This window comes from Caulobacter segnis ATCC 21756 (assembly GCF_000092285.1).
In the GTDB taxonomy this organism is placed as follows: Bacteria; Pseudomonadota; Alphaproteobacteria; order Caulobacterales; family Caulobacteraceae; genus Caulobacter; species Caulobacter segnis.
In genome coordinates this window covers 3032223-3057705 of the sequence record NC_014100.1, presented here as the reverse complement: position 1 = coordinate 3057705, position 25483 = coordinate 3032223, and the positions used below count along the sequence as shown (strand labels likewise).

Annotated in this window: 25 protein-coding genes and 1 pseudogene; 11 read left to right on the top strand and 15 right to left on the bottom strand. The window is 68.8% G+C overall.

Translation table 11 applies throughout. The features are described from left to right. The first annotated feature begins 70 nt into the window (after positions 1-70). On the top strand, positions 71-1735 hold the full coding sequence (phoY, locus tag CSEG_RS14000; RefSeq protein WP_193852725.1) for an alkaline phosphatase PhoY: 1665 nt from the start codon (positions 71-73) through the stop codon (positions 1733-1735). A gap of 81 nt (positions 1736-1816) precedes the next feature. After that, entirely contained in the window at positions 1817-2059 is a 243-nt protein-coding gene (locus tag CSEG_RS13995; protein ID WP_013079892.1) for a hypothetical protein, read from the top strand. Between the two features lie 90 nt (positions 2060-2149). Here CSEG_RS13995 and rpmG read toward each other — a convergent pair whose 3' ends face one another. From rpmG to CSEG_RS13980, 3 genes are all read right to left on the bottom strand, one after another. Next, entirely contained in the window at positions 2150-2317 is a 168-nt protein-coding gene (gene rpmG, locus CSEG_RS13990; protein ID WP_004620056.1) for a 50S ribosomal protein L33, read from the bottom strand. A gap of 81 nt (positions 2318-2398) precedes the next feature. After that, positions 2399-2863: a DUF6265 family protein gene (locus tag CSEG_RS13985; RefSeq protein ID WP_013079891.1), complete on the bottom strand. Its 465-nt coding sequence runs from the start codon at positions 2861-2863 to the stop codon at positions 2399-2401. 23 nt (positions 2864-2886) lie between these two features. Further along, positions 2887-3615, bottom strand: coding sequence for an NUDIX hydrolase (locus CSEG_RS13980; RefSeq protein WP_013079890.1), 729 nt, complete (start codon positions 3613-3615; stop codon positions 2887-2889). Between the two features lie 296 nt (positions 3616-3911). Here CSEG_RS13980 and CSEG_RS13975 point away from each other — a divergent pair, with 296 nt between their 5' ends. Together CSEG_RS13975 and CSEG_RS13970 are read left to right on the top strand one after the other, a co-directional pair. Next, entirely contained in the window at positions 3912-5207 is a 1296-nt protein-coding gene (locus tag CSEG_RS13975; RefSeq protein ID WP_013079889.1) for an amidohydrolase, read from the top strand. Positions 5208-5290: 83 nt separating this feature from the next. Then, positions 5291-5755: an ion channel gene (locus CSEG_RS13970; RefSeq protein WP_227878837.1), complete on the top strand. Its 465-nt coding sequence runs from the start codon at positions 5291-5293 to the stop codon at positions 5753-5755. On the opposite strand, the gene CSEG_RS13965 is transcribed toward CSEG_RS13970, so the two are convergent. Beyond that, positions 5700-6848 (bottom strand): pyridoxal phosphate-dependent aminotransferase, encoded by a 1149-nt coding sequence (locus tag CSEG_RS13965; RefSeq protein WP_013079887.1) that lies wholly within the window; start codon positions 6846-6848, stop codon positions 5700-5702. The genes CSEG_RS13970 and CSEG_RS13965 overlap by 56 nt on opposite strands. A 155-nt stretch (positions 6849-7003) precedes the next feature. Here CSEG_RS13965 and CSEG_RS13960 point away from each other — a divergent pair, with 155 nt between their 5' ends. Further along, complete coding sequence (locus tag CSEG_RS13960; protein WP_013079886.1) at positions 7004-7999, top strand: SGNH/GDSL hydrolase family protein; 996 nt, start codon at positions 7004-7006, stop codon at positions 7997-7999. A 130-nt stretch (positions 8000-8129) separates the two neighbouring features. Here CSEG_RS13960 and rnr read toward each other — a convergent pair whose 3' ends face one another. Genes rnr through topA form a run of 3 tightly spaced genes read right to left on the bottom strand, consistent with a single transcriptional unit; the run spans position 8130 to position 13561 of the window. Beyond that, positions 8130-10412, bottom strand: coding sequence for a ribonuclease R (gene rnr, locus CSEG_RS13955; RefSeq protein WP_013079885.1), 2283 nt, complete (start codon positions 10410-10412; stop codon positions 8130-8132). A 60-nt stretch (positions 10413-10472) separates the two neighbouring features. Then, positions 10473-10838: a hypothetical protein gene (locus CSEG_RS21635; protein ID WP_013079884.1), complete on the bottom strand. Its 366-nt coding sequence runs from the start codon at positions 10836-10838 to the stop codon at positions 10473-10475. A 38-nt stretch (positions 10839-10876) separates the two neighbouring features. Then, complete coding sequence (topA, locus tag CSEG_RS13945; protein ID WP_013079883.1) at positions 10877-13561, bottom strand: type I DNA topoisomerase; 2685 nt, start codon at positions 13559-13561, stop codon at positions 10877-10879. Positions 13562-13735: 174 nt separating this feature from the next. Here topA and CSEG_RS13940 point away from each other — a divergent pair, with 174 nt between their 5' ends. Next, positions 13736-13906, top strand: a complete 171-nt coding sequence (locus CSEG_RS13940) for a hypothetical protein (RefSeq protein WP_062093605.1) — start codon at positions 13736-13738, stop codon at positions 13904-13906. On the opposite strand, the gene CSEG_RS13935 is transcribed toward CSEG_RS13940, so the two are convergent. Further along, positions 13903-14493: a hypothetical protein gene (locus CSEG_RS13935; RefSeq protein ID WP_013079881.1), complete on the bottom strand. Its 591-nt coding sequence runs from the start codon at positions 14491-14493 to the stop codon at positions 13903-13905. The two genes, CSEG_RS13940 and CSEG_RS13935, sit on opposite strands and share 4 nt — an antisense overlap. Before the next feature lie 138 nt (positions 14494-14631). On the opposite strand from CSEG_RS13935, the gene CSEG_RS13930 reads away from it, so the two are divergent. Then, positions 14632-15423 carry a hypothetical protein gene (locus tag CSEG_RS13930; RefSeq protein WP_083778402.1) on the top strand — a complete coding sequence of 264 codons (792 nt, stop codon included), beginning with the start codon at positions 14632-14634 and terminating at the stop codon, positions 15421-15423. On the opposite strand, the gene CSEG_RS13925 is transcribed toward CSEG_RS13930, so the two are convergent. The 3 genes from CSEG_RS13925 to plsY are packed head-to-tail and all read right to left on the bottom strand — an operon-like array spanning position 15420 to position 18372. Next, complete coding sequence (locus CSEG_RS13925; RefSeq protein ID WP_013079879.1) at positions 15420-16604, bottom strand: methyltransferase domain-containing protein; 1185 nt, start codon at positions 16602-16604, stop codon at positions 15420-15422. The genes CSEG_RS13930 and CSEG_RS13925 overlap by 4 nt on opposite strands. A gap of 23 nt (positions 16605-16627) precedes the next feature. Continuing rightward, on the bottom strand, positions 16628-17725 hold the full coding sequence (gene dprA / locus CSEG_RS13920) for a DNA-processing protein DprA (RefSeq protein ID WP_013079878.1): 1098 nt from the start codon (positions 17723-17725) through the stop codon (positions 16628-16630). Continuing rightward, complete coding sequence (gene plsY / locus CSEG_RS13915; protein WP_013079877.1) at positions 17722-18372, bottom strand: glycerol-3-phosphate 1-O-acyltransferase PlsY; 651 nt, start codon at positions 18370-18372, stop codon at positions 17722-17724. The genes dprA and plsY overlap by 4 nt, the downstream gene beginning before the upstream one ends. Positions 18373-18485: 113 nt before the next feature. On the opposite strand from plsY, the gene CSEG_RS13910 reads away from it, so the two are divergent. Then, complete coding sequence (locus CSEG_RS13910; RefSeq protein ID WP_013079876.1) at positions 18486-19163, top strand: hypothetical protein; 678 nt, start codon at positions 18486-18488, stop codon at positions 19161-19163. On the opposite strand, the gene pyrC is transcribed toward CSEG_RS13910, so the two are convergent. Both pyrC and CSEG_RS13900 read right to left on the bottom strand, forming a co-directional pair. Further along, the gene (gene pyrC / locus CSEG_RS13905; RefSeq protein ID WP_013079875.1) at positions 19160-20461 is read right to left on the bottom strand and encodes a dihydroorotase; all 1302 of its coding nucleotides are present in this window, start codon (positions 20459-20461) and stop codon (positions 19160-19162) included. The genes CSEG_RS13910 and pyrC overlap by 4 nt on opposite strands. Further along, positions 20458-21453: an aspartate carbamoyltransferase catalytic subunit gene (locus tag CSEG_RS13900; RefSeq protein WP_013079874.1), complete on the bottom strand. Its 996-nt coding sequence runs from the start codon at positions 21451-21453 to the stop codon at positions 20458-20460. The genes pyrC and CSEG_RS13900 overlap by 4 nt, the downstream gene beginning before the upstream one ends. Positions 21454-21772: 319 nt before the next feature. On the opposite strand from CSEG_RS13900, the pseudogene CSEG_RS23355 reads away from it, so the two are divergent. Next, positions 21773-21921, top strand: a pseudogene (locus CSEG_RS23355) (hypothetical protein); the annotation flags it as partial. A gap of 365 nt (positions 21922-22286) precedes the next feature. Here CSEG_RS23355 and ruvX read toward each other — a convergent pair. After that, positions 22287-22757: a Holliday junction resolvase RuvX gene (ruvX, locus tag CSEG_RS13895; protein ID WP_013079873.1), complete on the bottom strand. Its 471-nt coding sequence runs from the start codon at positions 22755-22757 to the stop codon at positions 22287-22289. Between the two features lie 95 nt (positions 22758-22852). Here ruvX and gatC point away from each other — a divergent pair, with 95 nt between their 5' ends. Next, positions 22853-23140, top strand: a complete 288-nt coding sequence (gene gatC, locus CSEG_RS13890) for an Asp-tRNA(Asn)/Glu-tRNA(Gln) amidotransferase subunit GatC (RefSeq protein WP_013079872.1) — start codon at positions 22853-22855, stop codon at positions 23138-23140. Beyond that, positions 23140-24612, top strand: a complete 1473-nt coding sequence (gatA, locus tag CSEG_RS13885; protein ID WP_013079871.1) for an Asp-tRNA(Asn)/Glu-tRNA(Gln) amidotransferase subunit GatA — start codon at positions 23140-23142, stop codon at positions 24610-24612. The genes gatC and gatA overlap by 1 nt, the downstream gene beginning before the upstream one ends. A 59-nt stretch (positions 24613-24671) precedes the next feature. Here gatA and CSEG_RS13880 read toward each other — a convergent pair whose 3' ends face one another. Then, positions 24672-25292 (bottom strand): hypothetical protein, encoded by a 621-nt coding sequence (locus tag CSEG_RS13880; protein ID WP_013079870.1) that lies wholly within the window; start codon positions 25290-25292, stop codon positions 24672-24674. Positions 25293-25483 lie beyond the last annotated feature (191 nt).

Genomic DNA, 25483 nt, shown 5'->3' with positions numbered 1-25483 from the left:
ATTTCAGCCCTGAAATCCTTCCGTCCTTGCACGGACCAATCATTCGGGCGAAATCGCTCGAATGAAGACGATGCTTACCTGCGGCGCGCTCGCCGCCGTCCTGGCGACCGGTTTCGCCGCCCAATCCGCTCTGGCCGCCGAGACCAAGCCTGACCCCAAGCTGGTGGTCGTGATCTCGGTCGACCAGTTCAGCGCCAATCTCTACGCCCAGCACCGGCCGGAGTTCGTCGGCGGCTTGGCGACGCTGAGCCAGGGGGTCGTCTATCCCAACGGCTACCAGTCGCACGCCTTCACCGAGACCTGCCCCGGCCACTCGACGCTGCTGACGGGCAAGCATCCCAACAAGACCGGCATCAGCGCCAACGACTGGTACGACCGCGCCACGGGCAAGACGGTCTACTGCCTGGCCGATCCGACCGTGACCCTGGCCGATGATCCCAAGGGCAGGGCGGTCTCGCCCGCCAACATGGTCGCCACCACCTATGGCGACTGGCTGAAGGCGGTGTCGCCGGGCAGTCGCGTGTTCGGCGTGTCGGGCAAGGATCGCGGCGCGATCACCATGTCGGGCCACAAGGCCGACGGCCAGTTCTGGTACCAGCCCGGCTTTGGCTTCACGACCTGGGTCGCGCCGGGGCAGACGGCGCAGGAGCGCCTCAAGCCCGTCGCGGCCTTCAACGCCAAGCTTTCGGCGGACCTGAAGGCCCATCCTTTCGCCTGGGACTACGCCAAGGCCTCGGCCAAGCGCTGCAGGACCCTCGAGGCCGAGTACGACACGGGCGGCCGCCACTGGCGCGCGGCCCTGCCGATCCCGGCGGGGACCAGCGACGCGGACAAGCAGCGCGACCTCTACGCCAGCCCCTACACCGACCAGGTGACCCTGGAGTTGGCTCAACGTCTGCGTGAGACCTATGGCCTGGGCGACGGTCCGCAGGTCGATCTCTTGACGATCAGCCTGTCGGCGACCGATTTCATCGGCCATCGCTACGGCACGCGCGGTCCGGAAATGTGCGACCAAGTCGCGCGTCTCGACGCGCGGCTGGGCGTCTTCCTGAAGAGCCTGGACAAGGTGAAAGGCGGCGTCCTGGTCGTTCTGGCGGCCGACCACGGCGGCGCGGACTTCGCCGAGCGCCTGCACGATGAGGGCTACGGCGTCGAGCGCGTGATCGGCAAGCCGTGGATCGCCAAGCTGAACGCTCAGCTGCGGTCAGACCTCGGTTTGGCCTGGGATCCGTTGGTCGCCGACGGCGGCATCGACCAGATCTATGTCGTCGGGCCGGACCGCAAGACGCCGTCGCCGGCCGACCGCGCGCGGATCACGGCCGCGGCCCTGACCTTGATCAACCGCGACCCGGTGGTGGCGCAAGCCTTTGACTCCAATGCCATCTTCACCATGGAGGCGGCGCCGGCGGACGCCTCGCCCGAGGAGCTTTCGGTGGCCGAGCGGGTGCGGCGCAGCGCCTATCCGGGGCGGGTGGGCGACATCTTGATCGCCTTCAGGCCAGATCGCGTTCCGGCCACGGCGGGCGCCACCTACGTCTCGACCCACGGCAGCCCCTGGGACTATGATCGCCGCGTGCCGATCCTGTTCTGGTGGAAGGGCGCGGCCCCGCACGAGCGCGTGCTGCCGCTGGACACCGTGGATATCGCGCCCACCCTGGCGGCGGTCACGGGGGTCAAGCCGCCGGCCGACCTCGACGGCGTCTGTCGCCCGTTGGCGTACGGCGGTAAATGCTAAGCATAGATTAGTGCGCTTTCTTAGCTTTTCGCACACCTTCGTCGCGCATCTTCGCAGATACATCCTAAGGGAGAGGCGGGGATGGCGAAATCGAAGATCAGTTTCAGAAAGCGTACGCCGACCGGGCGCTGGTTGTTTCTCGGCTTGGCGATCTGCTCGGTGCTCTTCTTGGTCGGTGGGGCGACCTTCGACCAACCGAACACCGGGCTGTCGAGCGTGGCCATGATCGGCGCGTTCGTCGCGGTTTGCGTCGGGCCGGTGTTGCTGGCCCTGACGCTGCTCTGGGGCAGCTTCACGCTCCTACGCTGGGTGTGGACGGGCTGAGGGGCCCTCTGCTCCCGCGACAAGCGACCATAAAAAACGCCCGGCTAGCGATAGCCGGGCGTTTTCGTGTCTCAGCGCTGAAGGGCGATCTTACTTGATCTTGCCTTCGCGGAATTCGACGTGCTTGCGGACGACCGGATCGTACTTCTTCAGCACCATCTTCTCGGTCTTGGTGCGGGCGTTCTTCTTGGTCACGTAGAAGAAGCCGGTGTCCGCCGTCGAGTTCAGGCGGATCTTGATGGAAGCCGGTTTGGCCATGGTCGAATCCCTGCGGTGGTCGCGCAGGTTCCCGCGCGCTGGAAATAAGAGGCGCGGAACATACTCATCGGGGACTCAAAGTCAATTGCCGGCCGCGCAACGCTTGTAAGGAAAGTCGGCCGATCGGGCCTTTCCGTCGACCGAGCCCTCGATCCGCGCCACCAAGGTGTCCTTGTCGACGAGGCGATACAGGATCCGCTGTGGAAAATCGTGCTGCGGGTTCTCGAAGGTGACGGTGTTGTCGCCGATCTCTTTCACCGGGAAGGCGCCTTCGGCCTGGCCGGAGGGAAGCGCCACGAATTGCAGCTTGCCGTCGGCGGCGGGCAGGATGCGCATGAACTCGTACTCGCGCAGTTTGCCCTCGCGCACGCTGCGGCTCATGCCGATCATGGCGCCGCCGGCCGGGGCGAGCCATTGCTCCTCGATCTTCGCGCCGTTCGGGCGCGTCAGCGTCCAGCAGCCAGCGATGAAGCCCAGCCGGTCGATCTCGGCGGCCGGGACGGGCGGCGTCGTGGCCAGGGCCAGGGCGAGACCCAAAGCGATCATGCGATGCTCCTTCGCTAAGGGCCCTAAAGATGGGTCAGGCGCCGTTTGCCGTTCAGGAAGCGCATGAACGGCGCGGGCCGTCCAGCCTCGGCCAGTCTCTGCCCCACCTCGTGGACCACGAACCGCGTGATGTTGGGCAGATCCAGCGCCATGGTTTCCTTGAAATCCACCCAGGCGATCTCGTCCAACTCGCCGCAATCGGGGCGACGATCCAGCGACAGCAGCGCCTCGGCCGGCGCCATGAAGAAGCGGGCGTCGAAGCGGCGGGGACGATAGGGCGGGGTGATGGCCCGGGCCACGAAGCTCAGCGGCGCCAGGTCGGGTAGGGCGCCTTGGGCCAGGAACGGCCGCCAGGGGCCCGCGCCCGGGCGTTCGGGCGCATCCGTCGCCAGCAGCAGGCCCGTCTCCTCGAAGGTCTCTCGGACCGCCGCCAGGGCCAGCGCCCGGGCCAGGCGCGCCGGCTTGGGGTGGCGCGGGTCCTGCTCGAGGCGGACGGCGACGTCGGGCGAAAGCTCGCTGGCGCTCGGCGCGTCGTAGTCGGTCCGATCGACTCGGCCGCCTGGGAACACCCACTTGTCCGGCATGAAGGCGTGGCCGTGATTTCGACGGCCCATCAGCAGGCGCGGCTGAGGGCCGTCGGTGCGCACGATGATCAGCGTGGCCGCGTGCTTTGGCTTCAGCGCCGCGCCGGTCTCGCGCACGGCGCCGTCGTTGATCGTGTCGAACTTCGCGTCGATCGGCGGCAGGCTCATGGGTGAAGGTTAGACGGTTTGCCTCGGTGGGAAAGGCGGACGTTGGGTCAATCACAACCTTATCGTTTAATTCGCCTTCCTAGGCCTTGTGCCTAGGACCCAGCGTTCAGTCGCCTAAGCGCTGGCTGGTGTGCGCCGATACGAGCCAAGCACTCCGTTCAAGCCCAACCAGTTGATGCATGGGTCCTCGCCACAAGGGCGAGGAAGGCGGAGTTTTAGATGTGTTGAAGGTGTCCAGCTTGACCCTCCGCCGCGACCCGTCCCAAGCTCGCGCCTCAATTCAGAGGGGCTCTACGATGATTGGACGGATTTCCATCCTGGCGCTGGCCGCCGGCTTGGCTCTTGGCGCGCCGGCGATGGCCGCGCCTACGGCGGCCCAGGTGGCGGCGGCGGCCAAGGCGGTCCAGCCCAAGGTCGTGGCCTGGCGACGCGACATCCACGAGCATCCCGAGCTTGGCAACCAGGAGGTCCGGACCGCGGCCCTGATCGCCAAGGAGCTGAAGGCGCTTGGCCTGGAGGTCCGCGAGAACGTCGGCAAGACCGGCGTGGTCGGGATCCTGCGCGGCGGCAAGCCTGGAAAGGTCGTGGCCCTGCGCGCCGACATGGACGCCCTGCCGGTCGCCGAAAAGACGGGCCTGCCGTTCGCCTCCAAGGCGACCGCGACCTGGGAAGGCAAGACGGTCCCGGTCATGCACGCCTGCGGCCACGACACCCACGTCGCCATGCTGCTGGGGACCGCCACGGTGCTGGCCGGCATGAAGAAGGACATCAAGGGCACGGTGGTCTTCGTCTTCCAGCCCGCCGAAGAAGGGCCCCAGGCCGGCGAAGAAGGCGGCGCCAAGCTGATGATCCAGGACGGGGCTCTGGACAATCCCAAGGTCGACGCGATGTTCGGCGTCCATATCGGCCCCGGCGACGCCCACCAGCTGAACTATCGACCGGAAGGCTTCTACGCGGGCGCCGATCGCCTGACGATCACGGTGAAGGGCCGCCAGACGCACGGCGCGCGTCCCTGGGCGGGCGTCGACATGGCCAGCGTCGCGGCCGACATCATCCAGGCCATCAACCAGATCGCCGCGCGCCAGGTCGATGTCGGCGTCCAGCCCTCGGTCGTCACCGTCGCGACCATCAACATGGGCCTGCGCCAGAACATCATTCCCGAAGACCTGAAGATGGAGGGGACGATGCGGACCTTCTCGCCGGAGCGGAAGGCCGACCTGATCGCCAAGGTCCAGAAGGCCGTGGCCGCCATCGGCGACCGCTACGGCGCCAAGGCCGAAGCGGTGTTCAGCCAGCCCTATCCGGTCACCTACAACAATCCCGAGCTGTCGAAGTGGGTGAAGACCAGCCTGCTGAAGGCCTCGGCCAAGGTCGACGACAACGCGCCCCTGGTGACCGGGGCCGAGGACTTCTCGCTCTACGCCGAGAAGGTTCCGGCGGTGTTCGTCCAGCTGGGCGGCCGCAAGGCCGACGTCCCGGCGGCCACGGCGCCCGCCAACCACTCGCCCTATTTCGACGTCGATGAGGCGGTGTTTGAGACGGGCGTAAAGGCCGAGGCGTTCATGGCGCTGGATTATCTGGAGAAGAAGTAGGCTGGCGGCGCTTGGGCGTCCCCGCCTAGACCACATCCTGACTGGCGGTCGGAGCGTCTCCCGACCTTGTGGCTTACGAGAGAATGACCATGGTCGAATTCTACGCCTTCGTGCTGTCCTTGGCGCTGATCTTCGCCGCGGTCATGATCCACTACCAGGCGTTGCGACTGCTGTCCGTCGGTCAAGCCTCCACCCGGCTATCGCGCGGGCTGAAGATTCTCCTCGTGATCTTCGGCCTGATCGTCGCTCACGTCCTGGAAGCTGGATTGTTCGCCGGCGGTTATTGGGTCGGTGAACGCGTCCTGGACCTGGGCGCGTTCGTGGGCGTTCCGGCCATGACCGCGAGCCAGCTGTTCTTCTTTTCGATCGAGACCTTCACCACTCAAGGCGTCGGCGATGTCTATCCGGTCGGCGCGCTGCGTCTGATCGCCAGCCTCGAACCTTTGGCCGGCCTGATCCTCATCGGCTGGTCCGGCTCGTTCACCTTCCTGGCTATGGGGCTGGACTGGCGGCTCGAGCGGAAAACCACGGAGCCATCCGGCGGATAGCCTCCTCGACCTCCGGCGTCGAGACCGCGAAGCTGAAGCGGATGAAGTGGTGGCCCTCGACCGGGTCGAAGTCGACGCCGGGCGCGGTGCAGACCCCCGTGTCGCGCAGAAGGTCCTTGCAGAAGCTCAGCGAGTCGTTGGTCAGGTGGCCGATGTCGGCCCAGATGTAGAAGGCGCCGTCGGGCGGGGCGATCTTGCGCAGGCCCAGCGCCGGCAGAGCCTCCAGCATCAGTTCGCGATTGCGGCGATAGACGTCGATGTGGCCTTCCAGCTCGTCCAGGCAGTCCATGGCCGCCAGGCCCGCGTGCTGGGCCAGGGAGGGCGCGGTCAGGAACAGGTTGCCGACATAGGCGCGGGCCCGATCCAGGTCCTCGCCCTTGGGCGTCAGCAGCCAGCCCAGCCGCCAGCCGGCCATGCTGAAGTACTTGCTGAAGCTGTTGACGATCAGGGCGTCGGGCGCGAACTCCAGCATCGAGGGCGTGCGGCCCGTGTAGCTGAGGCCGTGATAGATCTCGTCGCTGATGATCCGGATGCCGCGCTCGCGGCAGACCTTGGCGATCGCTTCCAGTTCCTCGGGCGCGATGATCGTGCCGGTCGGATTGGCGGGGCTGGCGACGATGACGCCGGCGGGAGCGGGGTTTAGCTCGGCGAGATGCTGGGCGGTCAGCTGGAAGCGGTCTTCCGGGCCGCAGGCGATCTCGACGGGCTCGAGGTGCAGCGCCTTGATGGTGTTGCGGTAGGCGACATAGCCGGGGCGGGCGATGGCGATGCGGTCGCCGGGCTGGAACACGCTGGATAGCGCCAGGACGAGGGCCGGCGAAGCCCCGCAGGTCAGGACGATCCGCTCGGGTTCGACCGTGACGCCGTAGAGGTCCTGGTAGCGCTGGGCGATCCGCTCGCGCAGCAGCGGGCTTTCCCAATAGCCCATGGCTTCGGCGTCGAGGATCTCGTGCGCCTTGGCGATCGCCTTGCTCGGCGCGCCCGTCGAGGGCTGGCCGAACTCCATGTGGATGATGGAGCGGCCCTGCATCTTCAGCTCATGGGCCAGGCGGCTGATGGCGATGGCGTGGAAGGGTTCGATCTCGGCGCGCATGAGGTCTGCATAGCCAGCTTTGAACCGCCGCGCAGCCCCCACCTGACTTGCTTCGCAAGTCGTCCGCCCCCAAAGGCGGGCGGAAGGAACACCTTCTTCCCCCTCTGGGGGAGGAGCGCGTAGCGCGGAGGGGGCTTTCGTGGGAAGCAGAGGTCATGCTCTCCCTGCTGCTCGCCGCCGCCATCGTCCAGACCCCGCTGCCGCTGAACATCGGCGGCCGCGTCGCGCCAGCGCCCAGCGGCGCTTATGACTTCGGGTGGCCCGGCGTCTATTTCGAGGGGCGGTTCAGCGGCCCCTCCGTCGAGGTGGCGGTCGATACGGGCGTCGAGCACCTGGCGGTCAGCGTCGACGGCGTACGCAAGGCCGAGCTCATCAAGTCCGGCGAAACGCGGCTGAAGCTCGACCGTCTCGGTCCTGGCGAGCACGTCGTGCGGCTAGACAAGCTGACCGAGAGCCAGACCGGCTCGGCGCGGTTCGAGGGCTTCTTCGTGGGACGCGAGGGCAGGGCGCTGCCGGCGCCCGCGCGGCCGCGCCGCATCGAGTTCATCGGCGACTCCTACACCGTCGCCTACGGCGTCCGCTCGACGACCCGCGATTGCACCGAGCAACAGGTCCACGACCTGACGGACACCAGTCTGTCGTTCGCTCCGGCCCTGGCCGCCCGGCTCGACGCCGACTACCGCATCGAAGCCTTCTCGGGGCGCGGCGTCGTGCGCAACTACAACGGCCTGGCGCCCGGCGAGCCGCTGCCGGCGCTGTTCCCGCGCCTGATCCCGGGGCAGGGCGAGCCGCGCATCGCCGCGAATGATCCCTGGAAGCCGGAGATCGTGGTGATCGGCCTCGGCACCAACGACTTCTCGACCTCGCTGCACGCGGGCGAGACCTGGGCGGACGAGGCGGCGCTGCGCAAGGACTATCGCGACAGCTACGTGGCCTTCGTCGAGGGCTTGAAGGCCAGTCGCCCGGGCGCGAGCTTTTTCCTGATCCAGGGCGACACCTTCGTCGACGATGTCGCTGAGGTCGCCGCCCGCGCGGGCGCGACGGCGGTGCGGATCACCGGCATGGAGCGCACGGCGTGCCACTCGCATCCGTCGGCGGCGGATCAGAGGATGATGGCCGATCGGCTAGAGGCGGCGATCCTGGAGAACTAGTTCCTCCCCCGCTTCGCGGGGGAGGTGGCCCAGAGGGCCGGAGGGGGCGAGCGCCTCCGATGCCGCGTTAGCCCCCTCAGTCGCTCCGCGACAGCTCCCCCGCATCGCGGGGGAGCATCTATCCGCCGCCCTACCGCCGCTTGCCGCGTCGGACACCCTTCGGCAACCCGCCGCGCGGCTTGACCGCCGCCTGTCGCCGAGCCCCCAGCCTCGGACGCGGCGCCTTCGGATCGGGCGGCAGCGGGTCGCTGAGCATCTCGAACAGCAGGCCGCCGGTGACGGGCGTCGCCTCGACCAGCTTGACCTCGACGCCCATGCCCAGCGGCCAGCGCTTGCCGGTCCGCTCGCCGACCAGGGCGTGCATCTTGTCGTCGTGGATGAAGAACTCCGCGCCCAGGCTGGAGACGGGCACGAGGCCGTCGGCGCCCGTGTCGGCCAGCTTGATGAACAGGCCAAAGCGGGTGACGCCGGTGATCCGACCCTCGAAGGTCGCGCCCACGCGATCGGCCAGGAAGGCGGCGATGTAGCGGTCGGTGGCGTCGCGCTCGGCGGCCATGGCCCGGCGCTCGGCGTGGGTGATGACCTCGGCCGTGTCCTTGATCTGGGCGATGTCCTGGTCGGTCAGGCCGTCGGTTCCCAGGCCCAGGGCGCGGATCAGGCCTCGGTGCACGATCAGGTCGGCGTAGCGGCGGATCGGGCTGGTGAAGTGGGCGTACTTGGCCAGGTTCAGACCGAAGTGGCCGATGTTGTCGGCGCTGTAGTGGGCCTGCATCTGGGTGCGCAGGACCACCTCGTTGATGATCGCCGCGTTGGGGCTCTCGCGGGTCTCTTCCAGCAGCTTGTTGAACCGCGAGGTCTGCGGCGCCTCGCCCTTGCTCCAGCGGATCTCCAGGGTCTGCAGGAAGTCGGCCAGGTTCTGCACCTTCTCCAGGCTCGGCGTATCGTGCACCCGGTAGATCAGGGGCGAGCGCTTGGCCTCCAGGCTCTCGGCGGCGCAGACATTGGCCTGCACCATCATCTCCTCGATCAGCTTATGGGCTTCGAGGGAGGCGCGCTTGGTGATCGAGGCGATCTCGCCCTCGCGGATGATGATCCGACGCTCGTCGCTCTCGATGGCCAGCGGCGAGCGGGCCTCGCGGCCGATCTTCATCGTGTGATAGGCGGCCCACAGGGGCTTCAGGATCGGGTCCAGCAGCGGGCCGGTCTTGTCGTCGGGCTGGCCGTCGATGGCGGCCTGGGCCTGCTCGTACGAGAGCTTGGCGGCCGAGCGCATCAGGCCGCGCACGAACTTGTGGCCCTTCTTGCGGCCCGACTTGTCGAACACCATCCGCACGGCCAGGGTGGCGCGGTTCTCGCCCTCGCGCAGCGAGCACAGGCCGTTGGATAGGGTCTCGGGCAGCATCGGCTCGACGCGGTCGGGGAAGTAGACGCTGTTGCCCTTCTCGCGGGCGTCGCGGTCCAGAGCCGAGCCGGGGCGCACATAGGCCGCGACGTCGGCGATGGCGACCCAGACGATCCAGCCGCCCACGTTGGTCGCGTCCGGGTCGGGGTGGGCGTAGACGGCGTCGTCGTGGTCGCGGGCGTCCACCGGGTCGATCGTCACGAACGGCAGGTCGCGCAGGTCATCGCGCCCCGACAGCGTCGGTTCGACGGCGGCCTTGGCCTCGCGTTCGGCCTCTTCGGAGAAGCCGGTCGGGATGCCGTGGCTGTGGATGGCGATTAGCGACGCGGCGCGGGGATCGTTCTCGGTGCCGACCACCTCCAGCACCTTGCCGGGCTTGGGACCATAACGGCCGCCGTGCGTGCCGACCTGGGCGACGACGAGGTCGCCGTCCTTGTACTCGTGGGCGACGCTGGGATCGAGGACCAGGCTTTCCTTGGACTTGCGGTCGACCGGCTCGACGCGGACCTCGCGGCGGTGCTTGCGGATCACGCCCAGGATCTTGTGGGCGCTCTGGCCCAGCTTCTTGATCAGCTTGGCCTCGAACTCGCCGCTCTCCAGCCGTTCGAAGCGGACCAGCAGGCGGTCGCCCAGGCCCGGCGCGCCGGCGGCGGCCTCGCCCTTGGTCGGCGCGAGACGGACATTGGGGACGTCATCGTCGGACTTGGTCAGCTTGACGTAGAGCTCGCCGTCGCCGTCGCGCTCGACCACGTCGGCCACCCCGACCGGGGGCAGGGAGCCGGCTTCCGCAAAGCCCTTGCGGCCGCGCTTGGCTAGCGCGCCTTGGGCCTCGAGCTCGCGGATCATCTCGCGCAGGGCCCGGCGGTCGGCGCCCTTGAGGCCGAAGTGCCGGGCGATGTCGGCTTTCCCCGTCTCGCCCGCGTCGCGCAGGAACGCCAGCAGCGTCTCGCGATCCGGCAGGCCGGCGGCGGGCTTGGGCTTGAAGGTCTTGGGCGGGCGAAGTTTGGCCATGTCCTGCCTTAACGCGTTCGGCGGACTTAGGGAAACGCGAGGTGGAGGCTGCCCCTAAACCTAGTACAGATCCTCGATCGACTTCGGCGGCGCCGGATCGGCCGGCTTGGAGGCGGCGTCGGGCGCGGGCGTCGTCGCGGCGGGCGGGGCCTCGATCACCGGGGCGGGGGCTTCCTGCTCCGGCGTCTCGACCTCGACGGCTTTCGGCTTGGGGGCCTCGACCGGCGGCGGCTCATAGGCGAGGGCGGGCGCGGCGTCCTTGACCGGCACGCCCGACACCTCGGCCAGCGGCTGCGTGGAGGTCGTCGCGCCGCCGCGGTCGAGCTTCATCGCGTTGGTGAGCCCGAAGGCGAAGCCGCCTAGGCAGCACAGGACCAGCGCCGTCAGCACGACGTTCAGCGGCAGGGGACGTTCCAGCGTCGTCATCCGCGCAATCTACTCTCGTCCAAACCGGCTGAACAGGCTCAGGCCTCGTCGTCCCACGGCGCGGCGCCATCGTCCGAGGCGGCGGGCGCCTTGGCCTTGGCTTTGGGAGCGGTCTTCTTGGCGGCCGGCTTCTTAGCCGCCGTCTTCTTGGCCGGCTTGTCGCCTTCCGCCTTGGTCGGGGCCTTGGCCTTGGAAGCGGCGGCCTTCTTCGCCGGCTTCTTGCCGCCGCCCTTGGCCGCGCGTTCGGCGATCAAGGCCAGCGCCTCCTCGAGCGTGATCGCGGCCGGATCCTTGCCCTTGGGCACGTTGGCGTTGGTGTCGCCGTGCTTGATGTAGGGACCAAAGCGGCCCGACAGCACGCGGATCGGCTTGCCGTCCTCGGGGTGATTGCCAAGCTCGGCAAGGGCCGCCGCGGCGCCACGCTGCGGACGACCGCCGCCGGCGCGCTTGTCGGCCAGGATGGCGACGGCGCGGTTCAGGCCGACGTCGAACACCTCGTCGGCGTTCTCCAGGTTGGCGTAGGTGCCGTCGTGCAGAACGAACGGCCCAAAGCGCCCGAGGCCCGCCGTGATGACCTTGCCGTCGTCCGGGTGCTTGCCCACCTCGCGCGGCAGCGAGAGCAGGCGCAGGGCCTTCTCCAGGTCGATGGCCGAGGCGATCCAGCCCTTGGGCAGGGACGAGCGCTTGGGCTTGTCGCCCTCGGCCGCCAGCTCCTCGACATAGGGACCAAAGCGGCCGTTCTTCAGCCACACGGCCCGGCCCGTCGCCGGATTGACGCCCAGCTCCTTGTCGGCGCTCTCGGCCTCGCCGTCGCCTTCGGAGACGCCCAGCTGACGGGTGTAGCGGCACTCCGGATAGTTCGAGCAGCCGATGAAGGCGCCGAACTTGCCGGTCTTCAGGGAGAGCTGTCCCGTGCCGCAGGTCGGGCACAGGCGCGGATTGGAGCCATCGCCCTTGTCGGGGAAGATGTGCGGGCCCAGGGCCTCGTTCAGGGCGTCGAGGACGTTGGTCGTGCGCAGCTCGGCGATCTCGCCGACGGCGGCGTGGAAGTCCTTCCAGAAGTCGCGCAGGAACTGCTTCCAGTCCAGCTTGCCGTCGGACACCAAGTCCAGCTGCTCTTCGAGCGCGGCCGTGAAGTCGTACTCGACATAGCGCTTGAAGAACTGCTCCAGGAACGCGGTGACCAGTCGGCCCTTGTCCTCGGGGATGAAGCGCTGCTTCTCCATGCGGACATATTCGCGGTCGCGCAGCACGCCCAGCACCGAGGCGTAGGTCGACGGACGGCCGATGCCCAGCTCTTCCATCTTCTTGACGAGGCTGGCTTCCGAATAGCGCGGCGGCGGTTCGGTGAAGTGCTGGTCGGCGCGGGCCTCGCGGACCTGAGCGGGCGAACCCTCGACGATGGCGGGCAGGCGGGCGCTGTCTTCATCACCCTCGTCATCGCGGCCTTCCTCGTAGACGGCGAGGTAGCCGGGGAACTGCACGACCTGGCCGGTGGCGCGCAGGCCGGTCTTGCCGTCGGCGCTCTCCAGGTCGACCGTGGTGCGCTCGATACGGGCGCTTTCCATCTGCGAGGCGATCGTGCGCTTCCAGATCAGCTCGTACAGACGGCCTAGCTCAGGATCCAGGCGCAACGAGCCGGGGTTCCGACCCATGCTGGTCGGACGGATGGCTTCGTGGGCCTCCTGGGCGTTCTTGGCCTTGGACTTGTAGAGGCGCGGGACGTCCGGGACGTATTCCTTGCCATAGACCTTGCCGATCACGTCGCGCGCTTCGGTGATCGCTTCGGGCGCCATCGAGACGCCGTCGGTCCGCATGTAGGTGATGAGACCCACGGTCTCGCCGCCGATGTCGACGCCCTCGTACAGCTTCTGGGCCGCCTGCATGGTGCGCTGGGCGCTGAAGCCCAGCTTCCGGGCGGCTTCCTGCTGCAGGGTCGAGGTGGTGAAGGGCGGCGCGGGCGAGCGCTTGCCGGGCTTCTTCTCGACGGCCTCGACCTTGAAGACGGCGGCCTGCACGGCGGCCTTGGCGGCCAGGGCCGAGGTCTCGTTGCCCAGGTCGAACTTGGTGAGCTTCTTGCCTTCGTGCTTGACGAGGCGCGCCAGGAACGGGTCCGAGCCGGCCGAGACGTCGGCCTCGACGGTCCAGTATTCCTGGGTCTTGAAGCGCTCGATCTCGATCTCGCGGTCGACGACCAGGCGCAGGGCCACCGATTGCACGCGGCCGGCCGAGCGGCTGCCGGGCAGCTTACGCCACAGCACCGGCGAGAGGGTGAACCCGACCAGATAGTCGAGGGCGCGGCGGGCCAGATAGGCCTCGACCAGCTCCATGTCGAGGTCGCGCGGGGCCTTCATGGCCTCGGTGACGGCGGTCTTGGTGATGGCGTTGAAGGTGACGCGCTGGACCGACTTGTCCTTCAGCGCCTTCTTCTTGTTCAGGACTTCCAGCACGTGCCAGCTGATCGCTTCGCCTTCGCGATCCGGGTCGGTGGCCAGAATCAGGCGGTCGGCCTTCTTCAGGGCGTCGACGATGTCGGAGACGCGCTTGGAGGCCTTGGCGTCGACTTCCCAGCTCATGGCGAAGTCGTTGTCGGGCTCCACCGAGCCGTCCTTCGACGGCAGATCGCGGATGTGACCGTAGGAAGCGAGAACCGTGTAGTCGGACCCGAGGTACTTGTTGATGGTCTTGGCCTTGGCCGGGCTCTCGACGACGACGACGTTCATTCTGACTCTGGGCTGGAAAGCGGATCGCCCGGGAGGCGAGCGCCGGGGAAAGTGGGGCCCGCTTGGGGGTCTGTCAACGCGGGCTCTGCCGAACGGCCGTGCTTTGAAGCCCTAGTAGCCGCTTGTTAAGACCCTTGTGCGAGTTTTATGGCCTGGTTTTGTGACTGCTCGCCGATGGATCTGACCGTCAATCGGATCGCCACCGAGGCCTATGTCTCGCCGATCCGCCCGATCAAGCCCGTGACTTCGAACGCCGAGCGCGCGGAAATCGCCGATCGGCTGAAGGAAGCCGTGCGCGCCGCGCCGGCCGCGGGGACGGGGCTGCTGGTGGATCTGAGCGTCTAGAGCTTCGTTCCGCGCAGAGCCTCGCAGTCTGGCGGACCGTAGTATTCGTTCTTGGCCGCGATAACCTTCACCTGGCGATGCAGCACCGGCAGCAAGGGCCATTGCCGATGGATGTGCAGCGCGTAGCCGCCGCTGGGGCCGCCGCCCTCGATCCGGGTGCAGACCAAGTTCGTCGCCAGGCGGGTTTCCTTCGACGCAGTGGCGTAGGCGCCGACCGTGAACATGATGGCCAAGAGCCCCACCGTGCTGAGGAAATAGCCAAAGGCGATAGGCAGTGCGGCGAGGATCAGGGCCACGTTTCTCGGCATGCCGCGCAAGGGCAGCCTGCCTATCCCGAAGGCGAGGAAGCAGTAGGCGAAATAGGCCGCGCCTAGCGTCCAGATATTGGCGGCCAGCGGCACGAAGCGAACACCGGCGAAGCTCGCCAGGGCCACAACGCCCAGCAGGACGCCCAGCGACACGGAAAGCGCTTGGACCGTTGTCCGCTGGAGACGCGCCGGGATCCAGTCGATCACCGCCTGCGCCATAAGAGCCGCGGCGGGAGCGACCAGCAGCAGTATCCACGCCAGCTTCGTCAGAAAATCCACAATCGTCTCTCCCGCCGCATTGCGATCTTCAACTGCGTCTTGGTCGCTCGCAAGCTCGACCATTCGCCCATTTCCTGACGTGGACGCGTGGTCCACAGGTCCTTGGGCCGGCGCTTTGGCCCGTGGCGTGGCGAGCAGATGGCGAACTGGAAACGAAGGGGCGGGAAGGGCGTGGCCGTGGTCGTGAGCCTCGCCGCGCACGCCGGGGCCGTGGCGGTGCTGCTGGCCGCCCACGTGACCCCAGCGCCGCCGGAAGCGCCGTCCGTCATGGTGACGCTGGTCGATCCGCCGCCCCCTCCGCCGCCACCGCCTCCTCCAAGACCGCCCGCGCCCCATGACGCCCCCAAGTCGCCGGTGAAGGCCCCCAAGAAGCCGCCGTCGCCAGAGAAGCCGAAAGACACCGCCAGGGCCGCGCCGCGGTCGCCGCTGCGCGTGACCAAGGCGCCGATCCCGAAGGACGTGACGCCGCTGCCGGCCAGCCCGAAGCCCGCGCCGGCGCGGGTGATGGGTCTGGGCGAGTCCGAGCTGATGGGCGCGGCGACGGCGGGATCAGGCGCTGGCGGCGGCGGCGGGGGGGCGGGCTGCGACATGGTTCGGCTGCTGCAGGAGGGGTTGCGCAAGAACCCCAGGGCCCGGGCTTCCCTGATGCGCGCCCACGCGGCCACCGTGAACGCCGGCCGCGCGCCTCTGGTCTGGAGCGGCGATTGGGTCCGCACAGACGGCGAGGAGGGCGACGGTCTGTCGGGCCTGCGCGAGATGATCATGATGGAGGTCGCTTTCGCCCCCGCCGCCTGCCGCGCCGAGCCGATGCGGGGTCTCGTCCTGATCTCGCTGAACGACGGCCCCGGCGCGGCCCGCTTCGCCCTAGGCGGCGGCCACTGGCGGTGGTCGGACATGCTGTTCGCCAAGGGCGCGCGGCGAGGGGGCTAGCCCTTTCGCCTCATCACGTAGAGGCCGCCCGGCGTGATGTCGGTCGCGTCCCGGCGCAGCGAGATCTCCACCTGGTCGACAAGGTCGAACCAAGGGGCGCTGGCCTGGCGCACATAGGCCTCGCCGTGCGCGTAGCGGGCCGAGGGGAGCAGCATCCAGCCATCCTCGCCGCGTTCCGTGCTGACGGCCAATACGCCGCCGGAGGGCAGGGCGCCGGCCGCCGCCGCGAACAGCGGGGTCAGGTCGCCGAAATAGATCAGCACGTCGGTCGAGAAGATCAGGTCGAAGCCATCCGAAGCGCCGCGTAGAAAATCAATCGCCTCGGCCTGGATGAGTTGGTCGTAGTCGCCGCGCTCGGCCGCTCGGGCCAGCATGCCGCTCGAAAGATCCACGCCGGTTATCCGCCCCTGGAAACGTCGCAGATGCGGTCCGGCCAGGCCCGTGCCGCAACCCAGGTCCAGGATGCGCGCGAAGCGGTCGTCAAGCGCGGCCACCTTGTCGGCCAGCAGGGCCGGCGCGTCATAGCCGAGGTTGTCGACCAACTGCTCGTCGAAGCGGTCCGCGAAGTTGTCGAACAAGGCTTCGACATAGTCCGACGGCGCGCGATCGATGTCCTGTTCGGTCAGGACGCGGCGCTCGTGCGCCTGGACCGGATCATCAGCCGTGTTCGCGGCCAGCCAATCTCCCAGCACGCGAGCGGCCGCGAGCCGCTTGAAGGCGACGAGGATGGAAAATCCCTCGCGGACCACGGTTGTCGGGTCTTCCGCGAGCGGACCGGCGATCCGCTCATACAGGGCCAAGGCGGTGTCCGCGGTCGAGGTCTCGACGGCGGCGTAGGCGGCCGCGCGGGCCCAGGTCAGGACGGCGCCGTCTCCCAGCGGCTCGCCGACGGCCTCGAAGCTCGCCGCCGCGCCGGCGAAGTCCCCGGTCATGTACTGCGCCTGGGCCAGACAGTTGCGCCACAACGGCTCCACGTCCTGGGTCGCCACGGCGCGGCTCAAAGCCGCCGCCGCCTCGGGGAAGCGTCGGGCGTTCATCAGGGTGACGCCCAGGCTGAACAGCACTGGCCCTTCATCGGGACGCAACGCCAGCACAGCTTGGAAGTCGGACACCGCGGCGTCGAAGCGCCCCTCGGCGGCGGAGGCCAGCGCGCGGTCGAAGGTTTCCTGCAGGGTGTTCAATTCAGCGGCTCCGTGTCGGCTCCTTATGGCCGCGCCACCAGCCCGCCGTCCAGGAACTCCGCGCGGCCCGCCAGGCTCAGCTCCACCAGCGCCGCCATGACCGCCGAGGTCGGGGCGGCGACGGCGCGGATCAGGTCGTTGCGCGGGACGGGCGTGGGGGAGAGCAGCGCTGCGACGCGCTCGCGCAGGGCGTCAGGGTCGAGGTCGGATGGCGGCTCGGCCTCGTAAGCGCGATCGCGCTCGCGCAGCCTGGCCTCGCCGGCCAGCGAGCGCAGGACGTCCTCGGCGCCCTCGCACAGGATCGCGCCTTGGCGGATCAGGTCGTTCGTGCCCTTCGAGCGCGGATCGAGCGGCGATCCGGGCACGGCGAAGACGTCGCGGCCCTGTTCGGCGGCCAGCCGCGCGGTGATCAGCGAGCCGGATTTCAGCTCGGCCTCGACCACGACGACGCCCAGCGACAGGCCGGAGATCACGCGATTGCGGCGCGGGAAGTCCTTGGCCTGGGCGCGGCGGTCGGGCGCGCTCTCGGAGACGACGCAGCCTTCCGCCGCGAGCCGCGCATGCAGCCTATCGTGCTCGGGCGGGTAGATGTCGCCGACCCCGCCGCCCAGCACGGCCACGGCGCCGGTGGTCAGGGAGCCCTCGTGCGCCGCGCCGTCGATGCCGCGCGCCATGCCCGAGACCACGACATAGCCGGCGGTTCCCAGGTCCGTCGCCAACTGGCGGGCCAAGCGCTGGCCGGCGGCCGAGGCGATGCGGGCGCCGACGATGGCGATCGACGGTTCGGACAGCAGCTCGGCCCGACCCAGCGCCCAGAGGACCGGCGGCGGCGGATCGAGGGCCGCCAGGCGCGGCGGGAAGTCAGGCTCGCAACCGCAGATGAGGCGCGCGCCCAGCTTTTCGCCGGCTTCGAGCTCGCGCTCGATCGCCTCGCGTGGCGGCAGGGTCAGCGGGACCGCGCGGCCGCCCTTGCGGGAGAGGTCGGGCAGGGCCGACAGGGCCCGCTCGGGCGTGCCGTAACGGGCCAGCAGGTGGTCGAAGGCGACGGGGCCGACCGTCTCGGTGCGCGCCAGGCGAAGCCAGGCCAGGCGCTGGATGTCCGAGAGCCGGCCGGGGATCACGGCGCCTCGGCGGGCGCCGGCTCGGCCGGCTTCTTCTTGCCGATCTTCGGCTCCTCGCCCTTGAGCAGGCGCGCGATGTTCTCGCGGTGACGGATGAAGATCAGGATGGCCATGAAGATCGCCAGGCCCAGGATCGGGCGCGGCTGGTCGGTGGCGATGGCGAAGGGGGCGGCCAGGACGGCGGCGGTCAGGGCGGCCAGCGAGCTGATCCGGAAGATGGCGGCCATGGCCAGCCAGGTGATGGCCGCGAGCGCGCCCACCGGCCAGGCCGCGCTGAGCAGCACGCCGTAGAAGGTGGCCACGCCCTTGCCGCCCTTGAACTTCAGCCACACCGGGAACAGGTGGCCCAGAAACGCCGCGCCGCCGGCCAGGGCGATCACCATGGGATTTCCGTGGGTCAGGTAACGGGCCAGCAGCACCGCCACCACGCCCTTGCCGGCGTCGCCCAGCAGGGTGATGAGGGCCAGATCCTTGCGCCCGGAGCGCAGCACGTTGGTCGCGCCGATATTGCCCGAACCGATCTGGCGGATGTCGCCCGCGCCGCCAAGACGCGTGGCGATGAGGCCGAACGGAATCGATCCCAGCAGATAGCCGCCGACGACGGCGATCGCGAGAGTCAGATAAACGGCAGAGGCGAGACTTTCCACGTTTTCTACCTTAGAGAGAGTTTTGTGCGAGCTCAAGCGCGCCGTGTCGAAGGATGGTGTAAATCGCTTCGATCCGCTGGCAAAGTCGCGCGGATTTTCTGGGGGGCGGAGTGATGGCGGGCAGTGCGGGCGCGGCTCATGGCGTTGAGGGACGGCGCGCGGGGAGCGGGGGCTGGGTCGGCTGGATCCTGCTGACGGCGCTGGCCGAACTGTTCGGGATCCTTCTGGGGGCGTCCTGGTGGGTCTGGGCCGATGGCCTGATGCCCGAGCCGAACGGGCTGTTCTGGCAGATCTCCATGCTGCTGTTTAAGGCGCTGTCAGGCGTGCCCGAGGGCATCGTCCTGGGCCTGGTCCAGGCCAATCTGATGAGCCGCCGGCTGCCGGACCTCTCGATCGTGCGCTGGACCATGGCGACCTGCGTGGTCGCCATGGTCGGCTGGGCGGCGGGCTCGTCGTTCTCGATCTTCGCCACGGGGCAGGGCGGCGTCGGGGCTTTCGAGCCGAGCGTGGGGGAGACGATCCTGATGGCGGCGGGCTTTGGCCTGACGGTGGGCGCGCTGTTCGGCGGAGTCCAGACCCTGGCGCTGGGCGGCCTGGGCGTGAAGCGCTGGCCGTGGATCGCTGGCAACGCGGTGGGTTGGAGCCTGGGGCTGCCGGCGATCTATCTGGCCGCCTCGGGCTGGGCGCTGGGACCGGTATGGGCCCTGGCCGCGATCGGTGGCGTCGTCGCCGGCGGCGTCGTCGGCGTATCGACCGCCGTCGCCTTCGCCTTCATGACGCGGGAGGGCTAGCCCTCCGCGCGGTGGACCACGCGGCCGTCCACGACCGTCATCAGCACCTGGCCCTGCAGGCGACGGCCGTCGAACGGAGAGTTCTTGGACTTCGACAGCAGGCGGGCGGCGTCGATGATGATCGGCGCGTCGATGTCGCACAGCACCAGATCCGCCGGCGCGCCCGGCGCGATGCGGCCGCCGCGCAGGCCCAGCAGCTCGGCCGGCGCCAAGGTGACGGCGCGGATCAGGTCGACCAGCGCGATGCGTTCCTCGTGATAAAGCGACAGCAAGGCCGGCAGCAGGGTCTCGAGGCCCACCGCGCCCGGCGCGGCCTCGTCGAACGGCAGGCGCTTGTCCTCCGCCGGAGCGGGGCTGTGCGAGGACACCACGACGTCGATCAGGCCCGAGGCGAGCGCCTCGATCAGCGCCTGGCGATCGTCCTCGCCGCGCAGGGGCGGATTGAGCTTGGCGAAGGTGCGGTAGTCGCCGATGTCCAGCTCGTTGAACGACAGGTGGTTGATCGACACCGAGGCGTGGATCCGCAGGCCCTTCTTCTTGGCGCGCTCCAGCGTCTCAAGGGCCTGGGCGCTGGAAATCTGGTCGACCAAGAGCTTGCCGCCCGTGGCTTCCAGCAGCGCGACGTCGCGCTCCAGCATGATCCGCTCGGCCATCGGCGAGATCGAGGGCAGGCCCATGCGGCCGGCGAACTCGCCGCCGATCGCCGCACCGCCCTTGCCCAGCCACGGGTCCATCGGACGGTGCGCCAACAGGGCGTCGAAGCCCTTGGCGTAGGTCAGGACGCGCTGCATGACCTTGCTGTCGACGATCGGTTTGCCGGCGTCGGTGACATAGACGCAGCCGGCTTCGCGCATCAGGCCGATCTCGGCCATCTGCTCGCCCTTCAGGCCGCGCGTCGCCGCCCCGGCCACCAGGATGCGGGCGCTGTCGATGTCGCGAGCGCGGCGCAGGATGAAATCGACGACGCTGGGATCGTCGATCGCCGGCGCGGTGTCGGGCTGGACCACGAACGAGGTGACGCCGCCGGCCGCCGCGGCCTTGGCGGCCGAGGCGAGGGTTTCCTTGGTCTCGGCGCCGGGCTCGCCGGTGCGGACGCGCAGGTCGATCAGGCCAGGGGCGAGCAGGGCGCCGCCGCAGTCGATGACGCGAACGGCCTTCGAGAGCTTGCCGAACTCGCGGCCCTTGGCGACGTCGGTGATGACGCCTTCGGAGACGATGACGCCGCCGCGGCCGTCATAGCCGCTTTCGGGATCGACCAGGCGGGCGTTGACGAAGGCGAGGGGCTGAGAGGCGTTCATTGGGCCGCCTCCAGACGGGCCGCGAGGCTGGTGAGAACGGCCATCCGGGCGGCGACGCCCATCTCGACCTGGTCCTGGATCAGGCTGATGGCCGGATCGTCGGCGACGTCGCTATCGATCTCCACGCCCCGGTTCATGGGCCCAGGGTGCATGACCTTGGCGCCGGGCGCCGCGCGCGAAAGCTTTTCGCGATCCAGGCCATAGAAGCGGAAGTACTCGCGGGTCGAGGGCACGAAGGCGCCTTGCATCCGTTCCAGCTGCAGGCGCAGCATCATGACGACGTCGGCGCCGGCCAGGCCCGATTTCATGTCGTGGTGCACCGTGACGCCCCAGCGCTCGGCCTGGGACGGCATCAGGGTGGGCGGCCCCACCAGGCGCACGCTGGCGCCCAGGGTGTGCAGCAAGGCGACGTTCGAGCGCGCGACGCGGCTGTGCAGCACGTCGCCGCAGATCGCCACGGTCAGGCCGGAAACGCGGCCGAAGGCGCGGCGGATCGACAGCGCGTCCAGCACGGCCTGGGTCGGGTGCTCGTGCTGCCCGTCGCCGGCGTTGACCACGTGGCCGCTGACCTTCTGCGACAGCAAGCTGGCCGCGCCCGACGAGGCGTGGCGGATGACCAGCAGGTCGGGCCGCATGGCGTTCAGCGTGACCGCGGTGTCGATCAGGGTCTCGCCCTTGGCCACCGACGAGGTCTTGGGGTTCATGTTGACGACGTCGGCGCCCAGCCGCTTGCCCGCCAGCTCGAACGAGCTCTGGGTGCGGGTGCTGTTCTCGAAGAACAGGTTCATCAGCGTCCGGCCCTTGAGGATATCGAGGGTCTTGGACGTCTGCCGGTTCAGAGCCACGAAGGCGTCGGCCAGGTCCAGCAGCTCGACCGCCTGAAGCGCGTTCAGATCGCCGGCCGAAAGAAAGTGGCGCTTGGGAAAGGCGAAGACGCGCGCGCGGATCGTTTCGATAGCCGCTTGGGAGGGGTCATGGGCTGAAGCCGTCATGAGCCCGCGTCATAGGCGGCTTTGGGCGTGAAGGGAAGCGAAGGAGGGGAAACGCTCTGTGGAGGATGTCATGCCGATGACAATCGGCCATCGCCGCAGGCCCCCACCTGACCTGCTTCGCAGGTCGTCCGCCCCCGGAGGGGGCAGAAGGAAACGCACCCCTTCTTCCCCCTCCGGGGGAGGAGCGCCGTAGGCGCGGAGGGGGCAAGTACGAGCGTTCGCGGCGCTCTGTTATCCGCGTACCCGGAATCGAACTGAATGATTTCAACAATTTCCCACTTTTACGCCCCGCTCCATCATCCGCGTTGAAACCGCCCTTATCCTTTACCCACCTCGTCGCGAGGAAAGGGCGCATGGCCAGCGACCATCGTGGCGGCGGGGGGCGATCGAGCGGGGACAGGTTCGAGGGGGATACTCGGACGGTCCGGGGCTGGGCTTGCTGGGCTCACCCGCCCGCCGTCGGCGTGGTTGGAGGCAAAAGGGCGTGTCTGGCTGAAAGCCCGTCCTCTCCGACCGCTGGGTCTCTCGGAAACGGGAGGCCCAGGTCCCGGTAAGGCCTGAACAGGGCCACCCGACGGGACGCTGGCGGATAACGGTCGCGCGGAGCGTCGGGCTTCGTCGAAACGGTATTCACTATCCATACTCCGGACGGATGTCCGGCGCTCCGCGTCCCTTTCCATCCCTTCAGCGGGAAACCGCGTGGAGTCGACCTTACTTGCCCCCACCTGACCGCTTCGCGGTCGTCCGCCCCCGGAGGGGGCAGAAGGGATCGCGCACCTTCTTCCCCCTCCGGGGGAGGAGCGCCGCAGGCGCGGAGGGGGCGAGTAACAGGACTAAAGCCCCCGCAGCCGTTCCAGCGCGCCCTGCAGGATCCAGCCGGCCGCCATCTTGTCCACGACCTCGGCCCGTCTCTTTCGGTTCACGTCATGCTCCTCGATCAGCACCCGCGTCACCGCCGCCGTCGACAGGCGCTCGTCCCAGAAGGTGATGGGCAGGTCGGGCTTCAGGCGCAGCAGGTTGCGACCCAGGGCCCGATTGCTCTGGCAGCGCACGCCTTCGGTGCCGTCCATGTTCATCGGCAGGCCGATGACGATCCCGACCGCGCCGCGGCTGTCCATCAGCTTGAACAGGGCCTCGGCGTCCTTGCTGAACTTGGTCTTCTCGATCAGGGCCAGGGGGCTGGCGACGGTGCGGGTGACGTCCGAGACGGCCACGCCGATGGTCTTCTCGCCGGGGTCCAGGCCCACCACGGGGGCGTACTGGGGCAGGGCGGCGGCGAAGTCTTCGATGTCGAGAACGGGCATGGCCCTCTTTATCAGGAGCCGCGCCGCCTGAAACCACTCCTTGAAACCTTGTCTCCGGCCTAGTAACCGACGCGTTCGAATTTCAGGAGATCCCCATGGCCATTGACGCCGCCACGGTGCGGAAGGTCGCCCGGCTCGCCCGCATCGCCGAACCCGAAGAGCGCATCGAGGCCCTGGCCAACGAGCTCAACGGCATCATGACCTGGATCGAGCAGCTGGCCGAGGTGGACACCGAGGGCTGCGAGCCGCTGACCAGCGTCGTGGCCGCCGGCCTGCCGCTGCGCGACGACGTCGTCACCATGGGCGGCGATCCTGCCAAGGTGACCAGCAACGCCCCCAAGTCGGTGGGCAACTTCTTCGTCGTGCCCAAGGTGGTCGAATAATGAGCGCGCTCACGAAGCTGACCCTGAAGGCCGCCGTCGACGGCCTGGCCAAAGGCGAATTCACCTCGGTCGAGCTGACCAAGGCGCACATCGACGCCGTCGAAGCCGCGCGCGGCCTGAACGCTTACATCCTGGAGACGCCGGAAAAGGCGCTGGACATGGCCGCCAAGTCCGACGCTCGTCGGGCGCAAGGCCAGGCCGGTCCGCTGGAAGGCGCGCCGCTGGGCGTGAAGGACCTCTTCTGTACCGAGGGCGTGCGCACCACGGCCTGCTCGAAGATCCTGGAAAACTTCGTGCCGACCTACGAGTCGACGGTCACCAGCCAGCTGTGGCGCGACGGCGCGGTGATGCTGGGCAAGCTGAACCTCGACCAGTTCGCCATGGGCTCGTCGAACGAGACGTCCTACTTCGGCCCGGTGACCAACCCCTGGCGCGTCCAGGGCTCGAACAAGGCCCTGACTCCCGGCGGCTCGTCCGGCGGTTCGGCCGCGGCGGTCGCCGCCGACCTGTGCCTGGGCGCCACGGCCACCGACACCGGCGGTTCGATCCGTCAGCCGGCCGCCTTCACCGGCACCGTCGGGATTAAGCCGACCTACGGCCGCTGCTCGCGCTGGGGCGTCGTGGCCTTCGCCAGCTCGCTGGATCAGGCGGGCCCCATCGCCAAGACGGTCGAGGACGCCGCGCTGCTGCTGACCTCGATGTCGGGTCATGACCCCAAGGACTCGACCAGCCTCGACGTCCCCGTGCCGGACTTCACCCAGTTCGTCGGCAAGTCGGTGAAGGGCCTGCGGATCGGTGTGCCGAAAGAATATCGCGTCGACGGCATGCCCGCCGAGATCGAGAAGCTCTGGCAGGACGGCATCGCCTGGCTGAAGGAGGCCGGCTGCGAGATCGTCGACATCAGCCTGCCGCACACCAAGTACGCGCTGCCGGCCTACTACATCGTGGCCCCGGCCGAGGCTTCGTCGAACCTGGCCCGCTACGACGGCATGCGCTACGGCCTGCGCGAAGACGGCGCCAACCTCACCGAAATCTACGAGAACACCCGGGCCGCTGGCTTCGGCGACGAGGTCAAGCGCCGCATCCTGATCGGCACCTATGTGCTGAGCGCCGGCTATTACGACGCCTACTACCTGAAGGCCCTGAAGGTGCGTCGTCGCATCGCCGAGGACTTCGACAACGCTTGGGAAAAGGTCGACGCGATCCTCACCCCGACCGCGCCTTCGGCGGCGTTTGGCCTGGGCGAGAACAGCAACGACCCGATCGCCATGTATCTGAACGACGTCTTCACGGTGACGACGAACCTGGCGGGCCTGCCAGGCCTGTCGCTGCCCGCGGGCCTCGACGCCAACGGCCTGCCGCTGGGTCTGCAGATCATCGGCAAGCCGCTCGACGAGGGCACGGTGTTCTCGGTCGCCGGGGCGCTTGAAAAGGCGGCCGGCTTCAAGGCCAAGGCCGAGAAGTGGTGGTGACGTAAAAAGGGCGGCTCCGGTGGAGCCGCCCTTCTTCGTTCGGGGTGTGGGACCCAAGGTTACATCGGGTTGTTAGGCTCGGTCGCCGGAACCGTGGCCGGTTGCGGAGCGGCCGGCGAGGGGACGACCAGCGGCGCCGGTTCGGCGATCGCCGGGGCCGGGGCCGCGCTGACGGTGGGCGGCGCGGCCGGGACCGTGGCGCTGACGTTGCTCGAGGCGCTCGAGGCGTCGGGCGCGGTGGTCTCCACCGGCGCGGCGCGGCGAGCGGCCGGACGAGCCGGCGCGGCGGCGCGGGGCGTCTCGGCGCGGGCGACCGGGGCCGGGGCGATCGTCTCGTTGGCGGCCAACTCGGTCGGCTGCGGGATCGGCGACGGCGTGGTCTCCGGGGGAAGCGGGGCCGTCAGCGGCGCGGGGCTCTCGGCGGCGGCGACCTGCAGCGATTGCGGATCAGTCGGCGCCTCGGCGCGGTTGGCCGTCATGCCCCAGATCAGGGCGCCGGCGGCGACCGCCACGACGGGCGCGCCGATCAGAAGCGGCAGGTTGTTCGACGCCTTCTTCTTCGGCGTGCGAGCATAGACCGGCTGCGAGGGAAAGAGAGCTGAAGCATTCGGGTCAGCCGTGACGACGGGCTCGGGAGCGTCGAAGTTGAGAGCGGATCGGGTAGTGTAAGCGGTGGGCATTTCTACCTCCGTAAGTGAGCTGTTCGAGAAAATGAACGGCGCGATAACTCTGCGGTTCCCTTGCCCTGCAATGGCGCCGGATTTGACGGATTCTCGCCTTATTCCGAAAAGGCTCGGAAGATCTGGTCGAGCCGCGCGCCAGGAACTTCAAGGCCTTGCCCATCCTTGGCCTGACGAACATGTCCCAGGCC

Excerpts from the sequence above, each read along its gene's own strand:
- phoY (WP_193852725.1), top strand. The coding sequence starts at position 71 with ATGCTTACCTGCGGCGCGCTCGCCGCCGTCCTGGCGACCGGTTTCGCC.
- CSEG_RS13995 (WP_013079892.1), top strand. The coding sequence starts at position 1,817 with ATGGCGAAATCGAAGATCAGTTTCAGAAAGCGTACGCCGACCGGGCGC.
- rpmG (WP_004620056.1), bottom strand. The coding sequence starts at position 2,317 with ATGGCCAAACCGGCTTCCATCAAGATCCGCCTGAACTCGACGGCGGAC.
- CSEG_RS13985 (WP_013079891.1), bottom strand. The coding sequence starts at position 2,863 with ATGATCGCTTTGGGTCTCGCCCTGGCCCTGGCCACGACGCCGCCCGTC.
- CSEG_RS13980 (WP_013079890.1), bottom strand. The coding sequence starts at position 3,615 with ATGAGCCTGCCGCCGATCGACGCGAAGTTCGACACGATCAACGACGGC.
- CSEG_RS13975 (WP_013079889.1), top strand. The coding sequence starts at position 3,912 with ATGATTGGACGGATTTCCATCCTGGCGCTGGCCGCCGGCTTGGCTCTT.
- CSEG_RS13970 (WP_227878837.1), top strand. The coding sequence starts at position 5,291 with ATGACCATGGTCGAATTCTACGCCTTCGTGCTGTCCTTGGCGCTGATC.
- CSEG_RS13965 (WP_013079887.1), bottom strand. The coding sequence starts at position 6,848 with ATGCGCGCCGAGATCGAACCCTTCCACGCCATCGCCATCAGCCGCCTG.
- CSEG_RS13960 (WP_013079886.1), top strand. The coding sequence starts at position 7,004 with ATGCTCTCCCTGCTGCTCGCCGCCGCCATCGTCCAGACCCCGCTGCCG.
- rnr (WP_013079885.1), bottom strand. The coding sequence starts at position 10,412 with ATGGCCAAACTTCGCCCGCCCAAGACCTTCAAGCCCAAGCCCGCCGCC.
- CSEG_RS21635 (WP_013079884.1), bottom strand. The coding sequence starts at position 10,838 with ATGACGACGCTGGAACGTCCCCTGCCGCTGAACGTCGTGCTGACGGCG.
- topA (WP_013079883.1), bottom strand. The coding sequence starts at position 13,561 with ATGAACGTCGTCGTCGTCGAGAGCCCGGCCAAGGCCAAGACCATCAAC.
- CSEG_RS13940 (WP_062093605.1), top strand. The coding sequence starts at position 13,736 with ATGGATCTGACCGTCAATCGGATCGCCACCGAGGCCTATGTCTCGCCG.
- CSEG_RS13930 (WP_083778402.1), top strand. The coding sequence starts at position 14,632 with ATGGCGAACTGGAAACGAAGGGGCGGGAAGGGCGTGGCCGTGGTCGTG.
- CSEG_RS13910 (WP_013079876.1), top strand. The coding sequence starts at position 18,486 with ATGGCGGGCAGTGCGGGCGCGGCTCATGGCGTTGAGGGACGGCGCGCG.
- pyrC (WP_013079875.1), bottom strand. The coding sequence starts at position 20,461 with ATGAACGCCTCTCAGCCCCTCGCCTTCGTCAACGCCCGCCTGGTCGAT.
- CSEG_RS13900 (WP_013079874.1), bottom strand. The coding sequence starts at position 21,453 with ATGACGGCTTCAGCCCATGACCCCTCCCAAGCGGCTATCGAAACGATC.
- ruvX (WP_013079873.1), bottom strand. The coding sequence starts at position 22,757 with ATGCCCGTTCTCGACATCGAAGACTTCGCCGCCGCCCTGCCCCAGTAC.
- gatC (WP_013079872.1), top strand. The coding sequence starts at position 22,853 with ATGGCCATTGACGCCGCCACGGTGCGGAAGGTCGCCCGGCTCGCCCGC.
- gatA (WP_013079871.1), top strand. The coding sequence starts at position 23,140 with ATGAGCGCGCTCACGAAGCTGACCCTGAAGGCCGCCGTCGACGGCCTG.
- CSEG_RS13880 (WP_013079870.1), bottom strand. The coding sequence starts at position 25,292 with ATGCCCACCGCTTACACTACCCGATCCGCTCTCAACTTCGACGCTCCC.